The organism is Pseudomonas wayambapalatensis, from assembly GCF_049942315.1.
GTDB classification, from domain to species: Bacteria; Pseudomonadota; Gammaproteobacteria; order Pseudomonadales; family Pseudomonadaceae; genus Aquipseudomonas; species Aquipseudomonas wayambapalatensis.
Genome location: NZ_JBNFMU010000230.1, coordinates 27,906 through 44,300 on the forward strand (window position 1 = coordinate 27,906; position 16,395 = coordinate 44,300).

Consider the following 16,395-nt stretch of genomic DNA (forward strand, 5'->3'; position numbering starts at 1 on the left):
AAAAAGCGGAGTGCCGTATGGATACGTCACCCCGCTTTTATGTGCTGAATTCAATTCTCTGCGCGCTTTTAGTGGATACACTAAAGCTGTAGTCTACAGAAAAGTGAGGTTTCGGTCTACCGTATATGTGCCTCTAAAACACATGATTGCGACAGACTGGCGTCGGCGATGGCTTCTACGCGGGCAAGCCCGCTCCCACTGGATTTTTGCAAGCCTTCAGGTTCGTGTATTTCCTGTGGGAGCGGCGGTTCGCCGCTGCGACTTGTCCCGCGAACAAGCCACTGCCGCACTGACGCCTCAATGCAGCTCGAGCACATCCTGCATGTCGTACAGCCCAGGCTCGCGGCCATCCAGCCACAGCGCCGCACGTACGGCACCCTTGGCGAAAGTCATGCGGCTCGAGGCCTTGTGGGTGATCTCGACGCGCTCGCCCTCTGCCGCGAACAGCACAGTGTGATCACCGACCACGTCACCGGCACGCACAGTGGCAAAGCCGATGGTCTGGCGATCACGCGCGCCGGTCTGGCCTTCGCGACCATAGACGGCCACTTCCTGCAGATCGCGACCCAACGCCTGTGCAACCACCTCACCCATGCGTAGCGCGGTACCCGACGGAGCGTCGACCTTGTGGCGGTGGTGAGCCTCGATGATCTCGATGTCCACCTCGTCACCCAGCACCCGCGCGGCAGTATCGAGCAATTTCAGGCACAGGTTGACGCCAATGCTGAAGTTGGCAGCGAAGACGATCGGAATCTCCTTGCCCGCCTCGACCAGCAGCAGCTTCTCTTCTGGCGAGAAGCCAGTGGTGCCGATCACCATGGCCTTGCCCGCCTTACGGCAGAACGCCAGGTTCTTCAGGGTCACCGACGGGTGAGTGAAGTCGATCAGCACATCGAACTCGTCAGCGACCTTGGTCAGGTCATCGGAGATCGGCACGCCGATACGACCCAGCGCCGCGAGCTCGCCGGCGTCGGCCCCCACCAGGGTGCTGTCCGGACGATCGATCGCCGCCGTCAGGCCAGCCTGGGGAGCCTGCTGCTGCACGGCTTCGACGAGGGTCTTGCCCATCCGCCCTGCCGCGCCCATTACCGCAATACGTCGCATAGCCTGTTCCTTGTCAGAGATCGCCGAAGAAGCGCTTCACACCCTCGAACCAGCCGCTGGCCTTGGGCGAATGGGAGCTGTCGCCTTCGAGCGAGTCACGCAGCTCTTCGAGCAGTTCGCGCTGGCGACGGCTCAGGTTGACCGGCGTTTCCACCGCAACACGGCACAGCAAATCGCCCGCCGCACCACCGCGCACCGGCGCCACGCCCTTGCCGCGCAGGCGGAACTGCTTGCCGGTCTGGGTGCCTTCCGGGATCTTCAACTTGACCCGGCCGTCCAGCGTCGGCACTTCCAGCTCGCCACCCAGCGCCGCATCGGTGTAGCTGATCGGCACTTCGCAGAACAGGTGCTTGCCGTCACGCTGGAAGATCGCGTGCTCGCGCACACTGATCACTACGTACAGGTCACCAGTCGGACCACCATGGGCCCCCGCCTCGCCCTCGCCAGACAGGCGGATGCGATCACCGGTATCGACGCCTGCCGGCACCTTGACCGACAGGGTCTTGTATTCCTCGACCCGTCCTTCGCCATGGCAGGCGTTGCAAGGGTCGGTGATGATCTTGCCCTGGCCATGACAGCGCGGGCAGGTCTGCTGCACGGAGAAGAAGCCTTGCTGCATGCGCACCTGACCGATGCCACCGCAGGTCGGGCACGTCGACGGTGTAGAGCCCTTCTTGGCGCCCGTCCCGTCACAGGGCTGACAGTTGACCAGCGTCGGCACACGAATGTTGACCGTGGTGCCACGCACTGCTTCTTCCAGGTTCAGCTCGAGGGTGTAGCGCAGGTCACTGCCCCGCTGGGCACCACCACGGCCGCCGCCGCGACCGCCACCAAAGAAGTCGCTGAAGACGTCGCCGAAGATATCGGAGAAGTTCGCGCCGCCGAAACCGGCGCCACCGCCACCCATACTCGGGTCGACGCCGGCATGGCCGTACTGATCGTAGGCCGCGCGCTTGCTGGCATCGGAGAGCACTTCGTAGGCCTCGTTGGCCTCCTTGAATCTCTCTTCCGACTCTTTGTCGCCCGGGTTGCGGTCCGGGTGGAATTTCATCGCCAGGCGGCGATAGGCCTTCTTGAGGTCACCTTCGCTGGCGCCGCGCTCGACACCCAGGACCTCATAAAAATCACGCTTTGCCATAGGTCATTTGCACTCTTGAGGGCTTTCGGCATCTGTGCACCGTGCCGTCAGCACCTGCCGCAACACGCCTGATGCGCCCTGACAGATGCTGGAAATATTTCCCGTGTTCCAGACACGCCAACGCGGGAGCAAGCCCCCGCGCGGCGACATCCTACCAGTTCACCGACCAATGGCGATGAACCGGCCGACAACATGCAGGCATTACTGCTTGTTGTTGTCTTTCACTTCCTCGAACTCGGCGTCAACCACGTCATCGTGCTTGGCTTCCGGCTCGGCCTGCTGAGCGCCGTCCTGAGGCTGCTGTGCCTGTTGCTCGGCGTACATCTTCTGGGCAACTGGCGCGGAGACCTTGGACAGCTCCTCGACCTTGGCGTCGATGGCAGCCTTGTCGTCGCCCTTGACGGCAGCTTCCAGGGCAACCACGGCAGCTTCGATCGCAGCCTTTTCCTCGGCAGTCGCCTTGTCACCGGCGTCGACGACCATCTTGCGGGTCGAGTGAACCAGCGCATCACCCTGGTTGCGGGCAGCGGCCAGCTCTTCGAACTTGCGGTCTTCCTCGGCGTTGGCCTCGGCATCACGCACCATGCGCTCGACTTCTTCGTCGGACAGGCCGGAGTTGGCCTTGATCACGATCGACTGCGCTTTGCCGGTGGCCTTGTCTTTCGCGCCGACATGCAGGATGCCGTTGGCGTCGATGTCGAAGGTCACTTCGATCTGTGGAACGCCGCGCGGGGCTGGCGGAATGTCAGCCAGGTCGAACTTGCCCAGCGACTTGTTCTGCGCAGCTTGCTTGCGCTCGCCCTGCAGGACGTGGATGGTCACTGCACCCTGGTTGTCGTCGGCAGTCGAGAACACCTGCGACTTCTTGGTCGGGATGGTGGTGTTCTTCTCGATCAGCGCGGTCATCACGCCACCCATGGTTTCGATACCCAAGGTCAGCGGGCTGACGTCGAGCAGCAGGACGTCCTTCACGTCACCGGCCAGTACTGCACCCTGGATGGCGGCACCCATGGCAACGGCTTCGTCCGGGTTAACGTCCTTGCGCGCTTCCTTGCCAAAGAAGTCGGCAACGGCTTTCTGCACCAGCGGCATACGAGTCTGGCCACCGACGAGGATCACGTCGTCGATCTTGCTCGCGTCGATACCGGCATCTTTCAGGGCGATGCGGCAAGGCTCGATGGTACGGCTGACCAGGTCTTCTACCAGCGACTCCAGCTTGGCGCGGGAAATCTTCACGTTCAGGTGCTTCGGACCGGTTGCGTCAGCAGTGATGTACGGCAGGTTGACGTCGGTCGACTGGGCGGAAGACAGCTCGATCTTGGCCTTTTCAGCAGCTTCTTTCAGACGCTGCAGTGCCAGCGGATCGTTCTTCAGGTCCATGCCGGACTCTTTCTTGAACTCGTCGACGAGGTAGTCGATCAGGCGCATGTCGAAGTCTTCACCACCCAGGAAGGTGTCACCGTTGGTGGCCAGTACTTCGAACTGATGCTCACCGTCGACTTCGGCGATTTCGATGACCGACACGTCGAAAGTACCACCACCCAGGTCATAGACGATGACGGTGTGGTCGCCCTTGGCCTTGTCCATGCCATAGGCCAGTGCAGCGGCGGTCGGTTCGTTGATGATGCGCTTGACGTCCAGACCGGCGATGCGACCGGCATCCTTGGTAGCCTGGCGCTGGCTGTCGTTGAAGTAGGCCGGAACGGTGATGACCGCTTCGGTGACAGGCTCGCCGAGGTAGTCTTCGGCGGTCTTCTTCATTTTCTTCAGGACTTCGGCGCTGATCTGCGGCGGAGCCATTTCCTTGCCAGCGGCCTCGACCCAGGCGTCACCGTTGCCGGCCTTGACGATCTTGTACGGGACCAGCTTGATGTCTTTCTGCACGACGTCTTCTTCGAAGCGGCGGCCAATCAGGCGCTTCACTGCGAACAGGGTGTTGTGCGGGTTGGTGACGGCCTGGCGCTTGGCCGACTGACCGACCAGGATTTCGCCGTCGTTGGCGTAGGCCACGATCGAAGGGGTGGTACGCGCACCTTCGGCGTTCTCGATGACCTTGACGTTACCGTTTTCCAGAATGGAGACGCACGAGTTGGTCGTCCCCAGGTCGATACCGATGATTTTGCCCATGTTAACTCTCCCGAAACTTGAATTTGGTAGCAGCGACTACTTTGGCCAACTGCGGTAATACTTGAAGGCTTGACACCTAGATGGGGATGCCCCGGCGGATTTCAAGCCTTTTCATCGATAGAAGGCTGGGGCGCTGCCGGCGCCTTGCTGACCACCACCATGGCGGGGCGCAGCAGGCGACCGTTGAGCAGATAACCCTTCTGGAACACGTTGAGCACGCTGTTCGGCTCTACCTCGGCGTTTTCCTGCATGGCCATGGCCTGGTGATGCTCAGGATTGAACGGCTGGCCATGGGGATCGACGGCTTCGAGGTTGTAGCGCTTGAGGGTGTCCTGGAACATCTTCAGGGTCAGCTCGACACCTTCGCGGATCTGCTTGACGTTCTCGTCATCGGCACTGGAGTGGGCCAGGGCCAGTTCCAGGCTGTCGATCACCGGCAGCAGGTCGCCGGCGAATTTCTCCAGGGCGAACTTGTGAGCCTTCTCGACGTCCTGCTCGGCACGACGGCGGATGTTCTGCAGGTCTGCAGCCACGCGCAGCGACTGATCCTTGGCGGCGGCCAGCTGCTCCTCGAGCACCTGGACGCGGGCACCGAGATCTTCGGAGCCGGCTTCTTCGGCGTTAAGGTTTTGTTCATCCAGCTGTTCGTCAGCCATCGGGTCTCTCCTCCGCAATTTCTGGTGTACAGGTCATGCCTGCCTTGTCTGCCGGTTATATGGGGTCGGAAAAAACAGGTTCAAGGGGCGAGCGGCATTTCCACATTCATCAGGCGAGCATTGGCAGGCAGGAAAAAAGTACTGTATAAATAACCAGACATGACCTTCGGGAGTGGCCCTCATGCTGGTGCACCTGTCCATTCACAACTACGCCATCGTCGAGCACCTCGACCTCGAACTCGCCCGCGGAATGTCGGTGATCACCGGCGAAACGGGCGCTGGCAAGTCGATCATGCTCGACGCGCTTGGCCTGGCGCTGGGCGACCGCGCCGACAGTGGCGTGGTGCGACCCGGCGCCGACAAGGCCGACCTGCTTGCCACCTTCGACCTGGTCGATATCCCCGAAGCCCGCACCTGGCTGGCAGAACGCGACCTCGACACCGACGGCCCGTGCATCCTGCGGCGGGTGATCACCGCCGAAGGCCGCAGCCGCGGCTACATCAACGGCACTCCCTGCCCGCTTGCCGACCTCAAGGCACTCGGCGAGCTACTGATCGACATCCACAGCCAGCACGAGCACCAGTCGCTCCTCAAGACCGACACGCATCGTCGTCTGGTCGACGAGTACGCCGGCGCCGTCGACCTCGCCCGCCAGGTGCAACTGGCAGCCCAGCGCTGGCGCCAGACCCGCCTGGAGCTGGAGCGCCTTTCCAACTCCGGCGACGAGCAACGCGCCCGTCATCAGCTACTGAGCTACCAGCTCGAAGAGCTCGACAACCTGGGCCTTGGCGAAAACGAGCTGGAACAGCTTGAGCACGAGCACAAGAACCTGACCAATGCCGAAGCCCTGTTCGGCATCTGCCGCCAGGTCATCGATCAATGCAGCGAAAGCGACTCCGGCAACGTGCTCAGCGCCCTGACGGTCAGCCTCAATCGCCTGACCGCCGTGAACAACGCCCCCAAGGCATTGGGCGAAGCCGTCAACCTGATCGCCAGTGCGCAGATCCAGATCGAGGAAGCGGTTGGCGAGCTCAACCGCTTCCTTGATCACTTCGACGCCGACCCTCTGCGCCTGCAAGCACTGGAAGAGCGGCTCGACACCCTCTATACCCTCGCTCGCAAGCACCGCGTGCACCCGAGCGAGTTGCCACACCTGCAACAGCGCCTGATGGAAGAGCTCGAAGGGCTCAACGCCAGCGATGAATCCATCGAGCGCCTGGGCGGCGAGCTGGCCGCCTATGCACAGCACTATAAAGAGAAGGCCGTCGAGCTCAGCAATCTGCGCCGGCAGGCCGCAGCGCAACTGGCGGTGGCGGTCGAGCAGGAGATCCAGCGCCTGGGCATGCCCGGCGGGCGCTTCTGTATCGAGCTGTCGCCCAACGAGAGCGGTGAGCTTTCGCCCCACGGGCTGGAGCAGGTCGAGTTGCTGGTCAGCGCCAACCCCGGCCAACCGCTCAAGGGGCTGGCCAAAGTGGCTTCGGGAGGTGAGCTGTCACGCATCAGCCTGGCCATTCAGGTCATCACCGCACAAACCTCGCGCATTCCCACACTGGTCTTTGACGAAGTGGACGTGGGCATCGGCGGCCCGACCGCCGAGATCGTCGGCCAACTGTTGCGCCGCCTGGGCGAGCGCGGCCAGGTCCTGACCGTCACCCACCTGCCGCAGGTTGCAGCCCAAGGGCACCATCACCTGTTCGTGCACAAGGTACGCAACAGCGACACCACCCATACCGCCGTGGCCAGCCTCGGCAAGCGCGAGCGGGTCGAAGAAGTGGCACGCATGCTGGGTGGGATAGACCTGACCAAAGAGTCCCTGGCGCATGCGCGCAAGATGGTAGTCAGCGGCAAGGCCTGAGGCAGCTCACTCCTCGACCCGCGCCAGAAAGCACAAAGGCGACCCGAAGGTCGCCTTTGCTGTTAATAACGATCGAAATCGTTACTTTTTCTTACGCACATACAGGACCAGATTGTGGTCCACGAGCTCGTAGCCATGTTCGGCGACGATCTCTTTCTGGCGGCGCTCGATCTCCGCATCCATGAATTCGATCACTTCGCTGGTGTCCACGTTGACCATATGGTCGTGGTGTCCGCCATCGGCCAGCTCGAACACCGCGTGGCCGCCATCGAAGTTGTGGCGAACCACCAGACCCGCAGCTTCGAACTGGGTCAGTACGCGGTAGACGGTCGCCAGACCGACATCCTCACCCGCTTCCATCAGCGCCTTGTAAACATCCTCGGCGCTCATGTGACGCTGCTCGGTCGAATCGAGCATCTGAAGGATCTTGACTCGAGGCAGGGTCACCTTGAGACCGGCTTTGCGCAATTCGCTATTTTCAACCATGGTCAGCTTTCTCGCCGATGCTGCTTCGCAGCTTCTCTTAATACGGGTATGATCGGGGTTTACGTTGTCCAGCCAAGATAGTGGAAGTCGCCCACCGATGCAAAACACCAAGCTCTTGCTAACCAGCCTCACCCTCGTGGGACTGCTCGCACTCGCCGGTTGCTCGTTTCCCGGGGTTTACAAAATCGACATCCAGCAGGGCAATGTCGTCACGCAGGACATGATAGACCAATTGCGCCCCGGAATGACCCGACGGCAAGTAAGGTTTATCATGGGCAACCCACTCCTGCAGGACACCTTCAACACCAATCGCTGGGATTATCTCTACAGCATCCAGCCTGGCGGCGGTAAGCGCCAGCAGGAGCGCATGAGTATCTTCTTCAACGAGAGCGACCAACTGGTCAGCCTTTCCGGCGACTTCATGCCGGGCGTAAGCCGCGACCAGGAAATCCTGGGCGGCAGCAGCACCACGACCGTCAGCCCGGCCAACCAGCCGTCTCAACAGCCGGAAAAACCAGCCAAGGCTGGCTCGACGGAAGAGTCGATCCAGCGCGAAATCGACACCATCGAGACGACCCCGGTGCCTACGCCGGCGCCACTGGAGACCTCGCCGCAATAACGGCATGGCCCATGAAAAAGCCCGGACATGGTCCGGGCTTTTTATTGCGCAGCGTATACAGCAACAACCTTACCCGCGTGCAGCCTTGGCCTTTTCGGCTCGCTGCCTGCGCATCGCCTTCGGGTCCACCAGCAGCGGCCGGTAGATTTCCAGGCGCTCACCCTCCTCTACCTGACGCTGATGCGGTTCGGCAACGACCTTGCCAAACACGCCCACCGGGCAACCTTCGATATCCAGCCCTGGCACTAGCGCAGCAATGCCAGACAACCGCAAGGCCTCACGCAGCGTCACGCCATGCGGCACCCGGCACGCCAGCAGCCATTGGCGCTCGGCAGTCGCGTAGGCCACCTCGATACCCAGCGTCTCAGCCATGCAGCTGCTTGGCTCGCTGGCAGAAGGCATCGACGAGGGTGTTGGCTGCCTGGTTGAACAATGGCCCGAGGGTGGCGCGCACCAGCGGCCCGGCATAATCGAACGACAGGTCGAGGCTGATCTTGCAGGCTTTTTCGCCCAGCGCCTTGAACACCCATACGCCATGCAACTGGGTGAAGGGTCCTTCTTCCAGGTTCATCTCGATGGATTGCCCCGGCACCAGCACATTGCGCGTGACGAACTGCTGGCTCATGCCGCCCTTGGCCACCTCCAGCTTCGCCCGCATGTGGGTGTCACTCGCCTCGAGCACCGTCGAGTCCGAGCACCAGGGAAGAAACTCAGGGTAGCTGGCCACGTCGTTGACCAGGTCGTAGAGCGCCTGGGCAGGGTATGGCAGCAGGGCGGAGCGTTGAATATGGGTAGTCATCCAGGCATCACTTCCAAGCTGGGCGGCAGCGCATCGCAGCGCTTCGGAACGGTTCCGTGCAACGGAACGAGGCCTGCATTGTCCGGGATTCATCCTGCTGGCTCAAGCGCACCGAACCCCATAGCCAGAGGACGTGGCGACTGCCTATAATGCCGCCCCTATGGCTAAGCAAAAGAAACATCCGACCGGGACCATCGCGCAGAACAAGAAAGCGCGACACGATTACTTCATCGAACACAAGTTCGAGGCCGGGCTGGTCCTGTCCGGTTGGGAAGTAAAAAGCCTGCGGGCCGGCAAGGCGCACCTGACCGACAGCTACGTGCTGCTCAAGGATGGCGAAGCCTGGCTGTTCGGCAGCCACATCACCCCGCTGAACACCGCCAGCACCCACGTCATCGCCGACCCCATGCGTACCCGCAAGCTGCTGCTGAACAAGCGCGAGCTCGAGCGCGTGGAAGCTGCCGTGGCGCAGAAAGGCTACACCTGCGTGGCCTTGGCGCTGTACTGGAGCAAGCACCTGATCAAGTGCGAAATCGCGCTCGGCAAGGGCAAGAAGGAGTTCGACAAGCGCGACACGATGCGCGAGCGCGACTCCAACCGCGAGCTACAGCGTGCGGTGCGCAACAAGGGCAAGGAAGAGTAGATGTTCTTCAGCGGGCAAGTCGCAGCGGCGGTTCGGCGCTTCGACTTGCCCGCGAATGCTGCAACACCTGTCTAGCGCCCGCTGCGTCGCTCCGCACGCGCCACGCGCTGAGCTTCCTGCTGCGCCTCTTCCAGCACTTCCTGCACATACAGGATGTGCCGGCTCGACACCTCCCGCGCATCTTCCGCACGCCCCTCGACGATCGCCTCGTACAGTTCGCGATGCTGACTGATCAGCATGTCGCGCGTCTCCGTGCGCTGCTGGTACATGCCCCCGATGTTGGTCACCACATTGCGCTTGAGCAGGTCGAACAGGCCACGAATGGTATGCAGCAGCACGGCATTGTGGCTGGCTTCGGCAATCGCCAGATGAAAACGCGCATCCGCAGCGCCTTCTTCTGCACGACTGACCTCATCGACGCGGGCATAGCAGTCCTGCAGCGCATCGAAGGCGGCCTTCAACCGCGCCCGATCCGGCTCGGTAGCACGCTGGGCTGCGTAGAAGGCGCATGAGGCCTCAAGGGTGTGACGAAACTCCAGCAGGTCGCGCTGAGCCTCAGAATTGTGCTCGAGCAACTGCAACAAGGGATCACTGAACGTCGATCCCAGCGACTCGGCCACATAGTTGCCGCCCCCCTGGCGGCTGACCAGCAGCCCCTTGGCCACCAGTTTCTGGATCGCCTCGCGCAACGACGGGCGGGAAACGCCAAACTGCTCGGCCAGGGCGCGTTCGGCGGGCAGGCGCTGCCCCGAGGTCAACGTCCCCTCGAGAATCATCCCTTCCAGTCGATCGACGATATCGTCGGACAGGCGCCGTTGGCGGACCTGATCAAAAACCATCACATGCTCTCCACAAACCCCCGGCACCGATTTCGGGGCGCCTATTCTGCGCCTATCCGCGGCAGCCCGACAGATATTCCTCGATTGATCCGACGCGATCTCGCCATCCGCTCATCGGCACTCGACCAAAGTTTTGCTTGGGACAAATTGACACACCCCGTATCCGGCTTTTAACCTAGCGACCAGTCATTGTAAATTGGTCTTACCAATTATCCAATGCCAGTGCTGACCAACAACAATTAGGGGTCACCCCATATGCAAACCTGGCAACAACTCTACACACCGCTTGGTAGTCTCGGCCTGTCCGCACTGGCGGCGGTCATCCCCATCGTGTTCTTCTTCCTCGCCCTCGCCGTGTTCCGCCTCAAGGGCCACGTGGCAGGCAGCATTACCCTCGGCCTGTCGATCCTGGTGGCGATCTTCGCCTTCCAGATGCCTGTCGACATGGCCCTTGCCGCAGCAGGCTATGGCTTCCTCTACGGCCTCTGGCCGATTGCCTGGATCATCGTTGCCGCGGTGTTCCTGTACAAACTCACGGTCAAGAGCGGCCAGTTCGAAGTCATCCGCAGCTCGGTGCTGTCGATCACCGACGACCAGCGCCTGCAGGTGCTGCTGATCGGCTTCTGCTTCGGTGCCTTCCTTGAGGGTGCAGCTGGCTTTGGCGCCCCTGTGGCCATCACCGCCGCACTGCTGGTGGGCCTGGGCTTCAACCCGCTGTATGCCGCCGGTCTGTGCCTGATCGCCAACACCGCGCCGGTCGCCTTCGGCGCCTTGGGTATCCCGATCATCGTCGCCGGGCAGGTGACCGGCATCGACGCCTTCCACATTGGCGCCATGACCGGCCGCCAGCTGCCGCTGCTGTCGCTGTTCGTGCCGTTCTGGCTGGTGTTCATGATGGATGGCCTGCGTGGCGTGAAAGAGACCTGGCCCGCCGCGCTGGTCGCCGGCCTGAGCTTCGCCGTGACCCAGTACTTCACCTCCAACTTCATCGGTCCTGAACTGCCGGACATCACCTCGGCCCTGGCCAGCCTGATCGCCCTGACCCTGTTCCTCAAAGTCTGGCAGCCCAAGCGCGCGTTCGCCGAGGCCAAGGGCAGTGTCGGTGCAGCCGTGGTCAGCAGTGGCGGCAGCCAGCCTTCGCCGTACAGCTTCGGCGAGATCTTCAAGGCCTGGTCGCCATTCCTGATTCTCACCGTGCTGGTGACCATCTGGACCCTCAAGCCCTTCAAGGCCGCATTCGCGCCGGGCGGTGCGATGTACAACTTCGTGTTCAACTTCGCCATCCCGCACCTCGATCAACTGGTGATCAAGACCGCGCCGATCGTGACCGCGCCGACCGCAATGCCGGCGGTGTTCAAGCTCGACCCGATCTCCGCCACCGGCACCGCGATCTTCCTGTCGGCACTGATCTCGATGTGGGTCCTGAAGATCAACTTCAAAACTGGTCTTACCACTTTCAAAGAGACCTTCTGGGAACTGCGCTGGCCGATCCTGTCGATTGGCATGGTGCTGGCCTTCGCCTTCGTCACCAACTACTCGGGCATGTCCTCGACCATGGCGCTGGTCCTGGCCGGCACCGGCGCGGCGTTCCCGTTCTTCTCGCCGTTCCTGGGTTGGCTGGGCGTGTTCCTGACCGGCTCCGACACGTCGTCCAACGCCCTGTTCAGCTCGCTGCAGGCCACCACCGCGCACCAGATCGGCGTCAGCGACACCTTGCTGGTCGCCGCCAACACCAGCGGCGGCGTGACCGGCAAGATGATCTCGCCGCAGTCGATCGCCGTGGCCTGCGCCGCCACCGGCCTGGTCGGCAAGGAGTCGGACCTGTTCCGCTTCACCGTCAAGCACAGCCTGTTCTTCGCTACCATCGTCGGCCTGATCACCCTGGTCCAGGCCTATTGGCTGACCGGTATGCTGGTTCATCACTAAAGTGACAGGGGCCGGGCGCCCTCATGCGCCCGGCAGCTCCCTCAACCCACGCTGCGAGAATCCATGATCATTTCCGCCTCCACCGACTATCGCGCCGCGGCCCAGCGCAAGCTGCCCCCCTTCCTGTTCCACTACGCCGACGGCGGCGCCTACGCCGAGCACACCCTGCGCCACAACGTCTCGGACCTGGCCAGCATCGCCCTGCGCCAGCGGGTCCTGAGAAACATGTCGGAGCTGAGCCTTCAGACCCGGCTGTTCGACGAAACCCTGAGCATGCCCGTGGCCCTGGCCCCGGTCGGCCTCACCGGCATGTACGCGCGCCGTGGCGAAGTGCAAGCGGCGCGCGCGGCGGCGGCGCACGGCATTCCCTTCACCCTGTCCACGGTGTCGGTCTGCCCGATCGAGGAAGTGGCGCCGGCCATCGACCGGCCCATGTGGTTCCAGCTATATGTCCTCAAGGACCGCGGCTTCATGCGCAACGCCCTGGAGCGCGCCAAGGCCGCCGGGGTGAAGACGCTGGTGTTCACCGTCGACATGCCCGTGCCCGGTGCCCGCTACCGCGACGCCCATTCCGGCATGAGTGGCGCCAACGGCCCGATGCGTCGCGTGCTGCAAGCCATGACCCACCCTGAATGGGCCTGGGACGTCGGCGTGATGGGACGCCCGCACGACCTGGGCAACATTTCCACCTATCGCGGCAACCCGACCGGCCTTGCCGACTACATCGGCTGGCTGGGCAACAATTTCGACCCGTCGATTTCCTGGAAGGACCTGGAGTGGATCCGCGAATTCTGGGACGGCCCGATGATCATCAAGGGCATCCTCGATGCCGATGACGCCCGTGACGCCGTGAGGTTCGGTGCCGACGGCATCGTCGTCTCCAACCACGGCGGCCGCCAGCTCGACGGCGTGCTGTCCAGCGCCCGCGCCCTGCCGGCCATTGCCGACGCGGTCAAGGGTGACTTGAAGATCCTCGCCGACTCGGGCATCCGCAGCGGCCTGGACGTGGTGCGCATGATCGCCCTGGGCGCCGACACGGTACTGATCGGCCGCGCCTTCCTCTGGGCCCTGGCCGTGCATGGCCAGGCCGGGGTGAAGAACCTGCTGGAGCTGTTCGAGAAAGAAATGCGCGTGGCCATGGTACTGACCGGCGCCAAGTCGATCGGCGAGATCAGCCGCGATTCGCTGGTACGCGAGCTGGGCGCCTGAGCCCTTACGAAACAAACGCCTGATAGTCCGGGGCACGTCGCGCGCCAGACGCGCCGGCCCCGCGAGGAGATTGCATGAGCCTGCCCGCTGCGTTCCTGCGTGATGCCGAGCGCCTGATCCCTGCCGAACGCCGTTTCGACGACCCGACTTCGACCCTGGCCTTCGGCACCGACGCCAGTTTCTACCGGCTGATCCCCAAGCTGGTGGTGCGCGTCGAATCCGAGGACGAGGTGGTCGAGCTGATCCGCCTGGCCCAGCGCGAGCGCGTGCCGGTAACCTTCCGTGCCGCTGGCACCAGCCTTTCCGGCCAGGCCATCAGCGATTCGGTGCTGATCGTGCTGGGCGACAACTGGAACGGCCGCGAGATTCGCAACCAGGGCGAACAGATCCGCCTGCAGCCCGGGGTCATCGGTGCCCAGGCCAATGCCTGGCTGGCCCCCTATGGGCGCAAGATCGGGCCAGATCCGGCGTCGATCAATGCCTGCAAGATCGGCGGCATCGTCGCCAACAATGCCAGCGGCATGTGCTGCGGCACCGCGCAGAACACCTACCACACCCTTGCCGGCCTGCGCCTGGTGCTGGCCGACGGCACTCGCCTGGACAGCGAGGATCCGGCCAGCGTCGCCGCCTTCGAACAAAGCCACGCCGCGCTGCTCGACGACCTTGCCCGCCTTGGCCGTGAGACCCGCGCCAACACCGAACTGGCCGACCGTATCCGCCACAAGTACCGGTTGAAGAACACCACCGGCCTCTCGCTCAACGCACTGGTGGACTACGACCAGCCGCTGGACATCCTTCAGCATCTGCTGGTCGGCTCCGAAGGCACCCTGGGCTTCATCAGCGCAGTCACCTACGACACCGTGCCCGACCACCCGCACAAGGCCAGCGCCCTGCTGGTGTTCCCCAGTGTCGAAAGCTGCTGCCGAGCGGTGACCGTGCTCAAGCGCCAGCCCGTGTCGGCGGTCGAGCTGCTCGACCGCCGCAGCCTGCGCTCGGTGCAGGAGATGCCAGGCATGCCGGCCTGGGTGAAGGGCCTGTCAGACAACGCCTGCGCCCTGCTGATCGAGTCCCGCGCCGCCAGCCAGAGCCTGCTGCACGAACAACTGGCGCAGGTGATGGGGTCCATCGCCGAGTTCCCGCTCGAGCAGAAGGTCGAGTTCAGCGAAGATCCGGCGGTGTACAACCTGCTGTGGAAGATTCGCAAGGACACCTTCCCCGCTGTCGGCGCCGTGCGCCAGACCGGCACCACAGTGATCATCGAAGACGTAACCTTCCCGGTCGAACAACTGGCCGAAGGCGTCAACCGCCTGATCCAGCTGTTCGACAAGCATCACTACGACGAGGCGATCATTTTCGGCCACGCGCTGGAAGGCAACCTGCACTTCGTTTTCACCCAGGGCTTCAACAGCGCCGAAGAAGTTGCGCGTTACCAGGCCTTCATGGAGGACGTTGCGCAACTGGTGGCGGTGGAATTCGGCGGTTCGCTCAAGGCCGAGCACGGCACCGGACGCAACATGGCGCCCTTCGTCGAGCTGGAATGGGGCAAGGACGCCTACCAATTGATGTGGGCACTCAAGCGCTTGCTCGACCCCAACGGCATCCTCAACCCGGATGTGGTGCTCAGCAGCGATCCAGACATCCACCTGAAAAACCTCAAGCCACTGCCGGCGGCCGACGACATCGTCGACAAATGCATCGAGTGCGGCTTCTGCGAGCCGGTGTGCCCGTCCAAAGGGCTGACCCTCAGCCCGCGCCAGCGCATCGTCATGTGGCGCGATATCCAGGCCAGGCGCCGTGCCGGTCTCGACACCCGCGAGCTGCTGCAGAACTATCAATACCAGGGCCTCGACACCTGTGCCGCGACCGGCCTGTGCGCCCAGCGCTGCCCGGTGGGGATCAACACCGGCGAGCTGGTGAAAAAGCTTCGCGGCGAGGCCGCCGGCCATCTGAAGACCGCCGACTGGCTGGCCGAGCACTTCCACTCGGCCCTCAGCGGCGCACGCCTGACCCTCGCCGCAGCCAACGGCGCCCGCAAGCTGCTCGGCGCCCCGCGCCTGGGACGCCTCAGCAGCGGCCTGCGCAAGGTCAGCAACGGTCGCCTGCCGCAGTGGACACCGGCCATGCCGCAACCGCTCAAACCGATCGACTTCGGCCCGGCAAGCCACGATGCACGACCTCGGGTGGTTTACCTCGCGGCCTGCGTGTCGCGCGTCATGGGCCCGGCCTATGGCGATCGCGAGCAGCGCTCGCTGCTGGACAAGACCCGGGGCCTGCTGGAAAAGGCCGGCTACCAGGTGATCTTCCCCGACAACGCCGACAACCTCTGCTGCGGCCAGCCATTCGCTTCCAAGGGCTATGCCGAACAGGCCGAGCACAAACGCCAGGAACTGATCGCCGCCCTGCTGCATGCGAGCCGCGGCGGCCTCGACCCGATCTACTGCGACACCAGCCCCTGCACCTTGCGCCTGGTACAGGACCTGGGGGAAACCCGACTGGATCTTTACGACCCGGTACGCTTCATCCGCACGCATCTGCTCGACAAGCTGGAGTTCACCCCGCAGGAGGAACCTGTGGCCGTGCATGTCACCTGCAGCACCCAGCACCTGGGCGAAAGCCAGGCGTTGATCGACCTCGCGCGGCGTTGCAGCAAGCAGGTGGTGATTCCCGAGGGTATCCATTGCTGCGGGTTCGCTGGCGACAAGGGCTTCACCACGCCGGAGCTCAATGCCCACTCCCTGCGCAGCCTGAAAGATGCCGTGCAGTACTGCAGCGAAGGAATTTCCACCAGCCGGACCTGTGAGATCGGGCTGTCGAGCCATAGTGGTATCGACTATCACGGGTTGGTCTATCTGGTGGACCGGGTGACGCGCGCACGAGCTATCTGAGGTCAGCCCAATCCCTGTGGGAGCGACGGTTCGCCGCTGCGACTTGTCCCGCGAACACGGGCGTAGCCCGTGCCAGGCAGCGCGGTGTCTTCTTCGCGGGTAAACCCGC

Annotated in this window: 14 protein-coding genes; 6 read left to right on the forward strand and 8 right to left on the reverse strand. The window is 63.2% G+C overall.

The window, feature by feature from the left end; genetic code table 11:
* Positions 1–297: 297 nt before the first annotated feature.
* The 4 genes from dapB to grpE all read right to left on the reverse strand — a co-directional run bounded on the left by dapB (position 298) and on the right by grpE (position 5,025).
* Complete coding sequence (gene dapB / locus ACPZMI_RS22505; RefSeq protein WP_186711517.1) at positions 298–1,104, reverse strand: 4-hydroxy-tetrahydrodipicolinate reductase; 807 nt, start codon at positions 1,102–1,104, stop codon at positions 298–300.
* 13 nt (positions 1,105–1,117) lie between these two features.
* Positions 1,118–2,242, reverse strand: a complete 1,125-nt coding sequence (gene dnaJ, locus ACPZMI_RS22510; protein ID WP_186669394.1) for a molecular chaperone DnaJ — start codon at positions 2,240–2,242, stop codon at positions 1,118–1,120.
* Positions 2,243–2,443: 201 nt separating this feature from the next.
* Positions 2,444–4,369, reverse strand: a complete 1,926-nt coding sequence (gene dnaK / locus ACPZMI_RS22515; RefSeq protein ID WP_186669392.1) for a molecular chaperone DnaK — start codon at positions 4,367–4,369, stop codon at positions 2,444–2,446.
* A gap of 101 nt (positions 4,370–4,470) precedes the next feature.
* Positions 4,471–5,025 (reverse strand): nucleotide exchange factor GrpE, encoded by a 555-nt coding sequence (grpE, locus tag ACPZMI_RS22520; protein WP_112897268.1) that lies wholly within the window; start codon positions 5,023–5,025, stop codon positions 4,471–4,473.
* Between the two features lie 181 nt (positions 5,026–5,206).
* Here grpE and recN point away from each other — a divergent pair, with 181 nt between their 5' ends.
* Entirely contained in the window at positions 5,207–6,880 is a 1,674-nt protein-coding gene (gene recN / locus ACPZMI_RS22525) for a DNA repair protein RecN (RefSeq protein WP_186720377.1), read from the forward strand.
* Positions 6,881–6,961: 81 nt separating this feature from the next.
* On the opposite strand, the gene fur is transcribed toward recN, so the two are convergent.
* Positions 6,962–7,366: a ferric iron uptake transcriptional regulator gene (gene fur, locus ACPZMI_RS22530; protein WP_046788147.1), complete on the reverse strand. Its 405-nt coding sequence runs from the start codon at positions 7,364–7,366 to the stop codon at positions 6,962–6,964.
* A 97-nt stretch (positions 7,367–7,463) separates the two neighbouring features.
* Here fur and ACPZMI_RS22535 point away from each other — a divergent pair, with 97 nt between their 5' ends.
* Positions 7,464–7,985 (forward strand): outer membrane protein assembly factor BamE, encoded by a 522-nt coding sequence (locus tag ACPZMI_RS22535; RefSeq protein ID WP_054892627.1) that lies wholly within the window; start codon positions 7,464–7,466, stop codon positions 7,983–7,985.
* A 69-nt stretch (positions 7,986–8,054) separates the two neighbouring features.
* Here ACPZMI_RS22535 and ACPZMI_RS22540 read toward each other — a convergent pair whose 3' ends face one another.
* Both ACPZMI_RS22540 and ACPZMI_RS22545 read right to left on the reverse strand, forming a co-directional pair.
* Positions 8,055–8,357, reverse strand: a complete 303-nt coding sequence (locus ACPZMI_RS22540; RefSeq protein WP_426353111.1) for an RnfH family protein — start codon at positions 8,355–8,357, stop codon at positions 8,055–8,057.
* Positions 8,350–8,784 (reverse strand): type II toxin-antitoxin system RatA family toxin, encoded by a 435-nt coding sequence (locus ACPZMI_RS22545; protein ID WP_054892629.1) that lies wholly within the window; start codon positions 8,782–8,784, stop codon positions 8,350–8,352. Before ACPZMI_RS22545 ends, ACPZMI_RS22540 begins: the two co-directional genes overlap by 8 nt.
* A gap of 160 nt (positions 8,785–8,944) precedes the next feature.
* On the opposite strand from ACPZMI_RS22545, the gene smpB reads away from it, so the two are divergent.
* The gene (smpB, locus tag ACPZMI_RS22550) at positions 8,945–9,427 is read left to right on the forward strand and encodes an SsrA-binding protein SmpB (RefSeq protein ID WP_027917703.1); all 483 of its coding nucleotides are present in this window, start codon (positions 8,945–8,947) and stop codon (positions 9,425–9,427) included.
* Positions 9,428–9,498: 71 nt separating this feature from the next.
* Here smpB and ACPZMI_RS22555 read toward each other — a convergent pair whose 3' ends face one another.
* On the reverse strand, positions 9,499–10,266 hold the full coding sequence (locus tag ACPZMI_RS22555) for an FCD domain-containing protein (protein ID WP_426353112.1): 768 nt from the start codon (positions 10,264–10,266) through the stop codon (positions 9,499–9,501).
* Between the two features lie 255 nt (positions 10,267–10,521).
* On the opposite strand from ACPZMI_RS22555, the gene ACPZMI_RS22560 reads away from it, so the two are divergent.
* The 3 genes from ACPZMI_RS22560 to ACPZMI_RS22570 all read left to right on the forward strand — a co-directional run bounded on the left by ACPZMI_RS22560 (position 10,522) and on the right by ACPZMI_RS22570 (position 16,286).
* The gene (locus tag ACPZMI_RS22560) at positions 10,522–12,192 is read left to right on the forward strand and encodes a lactate permease LctP family transporter (RefSeq protein WP_186711857.1); all 1,671 of its coding nucleotides are present in this window, start codon (positions 10,522–10,524) and stop codon (positions 12,190–12,192) included.
* 63 nt (positions 12,193–12,255) lie between these two features.
* The gene (gene lldD / locus ACPZMI_RS22565; protein ID WP_112897265.1) at positions 12,256–13,401 is read left to right on the forward strand and encodes an FMN-dependent L-lactate dehydrogenase LldD; all 1,146 of its coding nucleotides are present in this window, start codon (positions 12,256–12,258) and stop codon (positions 13,399–13,401) included.
* 74 nt (positions 13,402–13,475) lie between these two features.
* The gene (locus tag ACPZMI_RS22570; RefSeq protein ID WP_426353113.1) at positions 13,476–16,286 is read left to right on the forward strand and encodes an FAD-binding and (Fe-S)-binding domain-containing protein; all 2,811 of its coding nucleotides are present in this window, start codon (positions 13,476–13,478) and stop codon (positions 16,284–16,286) included.
* The last annotated feature ends 109 nt before the right edge of the window (positions 16,287–16,395 follow it).

Excerpts from the sequence above, each read along its gene's own strand:
- dapB (WP_186711517.1), bottom strand. The coding sequence starts at position 1,104 with ATGCGACGTATTGCGGTAATGGGCGCGGCAGGGCGGATGGGCAAGACC.
- dnaJ (WP_186669394.1), bottom strand. The coding sequence starts at position 2,242 with ATGGCAAAGCGTGATTTTTATGAGGTCCTGGGTGTCGAGCGCGGCGCC.
- dnaK (WP_186669392.1), bottom strand. The coding sequence starts at position 4,369 with ATGGGCAAAATCATCGGTATCGACCTGGGGACGACCAACTCGTGCGTC.
- grpE (WP_112897268.1), bottom strand. The coding sequence starts at position 5,025 with ATGGCTGACGAACAGCTGGATGAACAAAACCTTAACGCCGAAGAAGCC.
- recN (WP_186720377.1), top strand. The coding sequence starts at position 5,207 with ATGCTGGTGCACCTGTCCATTCACAACTACGCCATCGTCGAGCACCTC.
- fur (WP_046788147.1), bottom strand. The coding sequence starts at position 7,366 with ATGGTTGAAAATAGCGAATTGCGCAAAGCCGGTCTCAAGGTGACCCTG.
- ACPZMI_RS22535 (WP_054892627.1), top strand. The coding sequence starts at position 7,464 with ATGCAAAACACCAAGCTCTTGCTAACCAGCCTCACCCTCGTGGGACTG.
- ACPZMI_RS22540 (WP_426353111.1), bottom strand. The coding sequence starts at position 8,357 with ATGGCTGAGACGCTGGGTATCGAGGTGGCCTACGCGACTGCCGAGCGC.
- ACPZMI_RS22545 (WP_054892629.1), bottom strand. The coding sequence starts at position 8,784 with ATGACTACCCATATTCAACGCTCCGCCCTGCTGCCATACCCTGCCCAG.
- smpB (WP_027917703.1), top strand. The coding sequence starts at position 8,945 with ATGGCTAAGCAAAAGAAACATCCGACCGGGACCATCGCGCAGAACAAG.
- ACPZMI_RS22555 (WP_426353112.1), bottom strand. The coding sequence starts at position 10,266 with ATGGTTTTTGATCAGGTCCGCCAACGGCGCCTGTCCGACGATATCGTC.
- ACPZMI_RS22560 (WP_186711857.1), top strand. The coding sequence starts at position 10,522 with ATGCAAACCTGGCAACAACTCTACACACCGCTTGGTAGTCTCGGCCTG.
- lldD (WP_112897265.1), top strand. The coding sequence starts at position 12,256 with ATGATCATTTCCGCCTCCACCGACTATCGCGCCGCGGCCCAGCGCAAG.
- ACPZMI_RS22570 (WP_426353113.1), top strand. The coding sequence starts at position 13,476 with ATGAGCCTGCCCGCTGCGTTCCTGCGTGATGCCGAGCGCCTGATCCCT.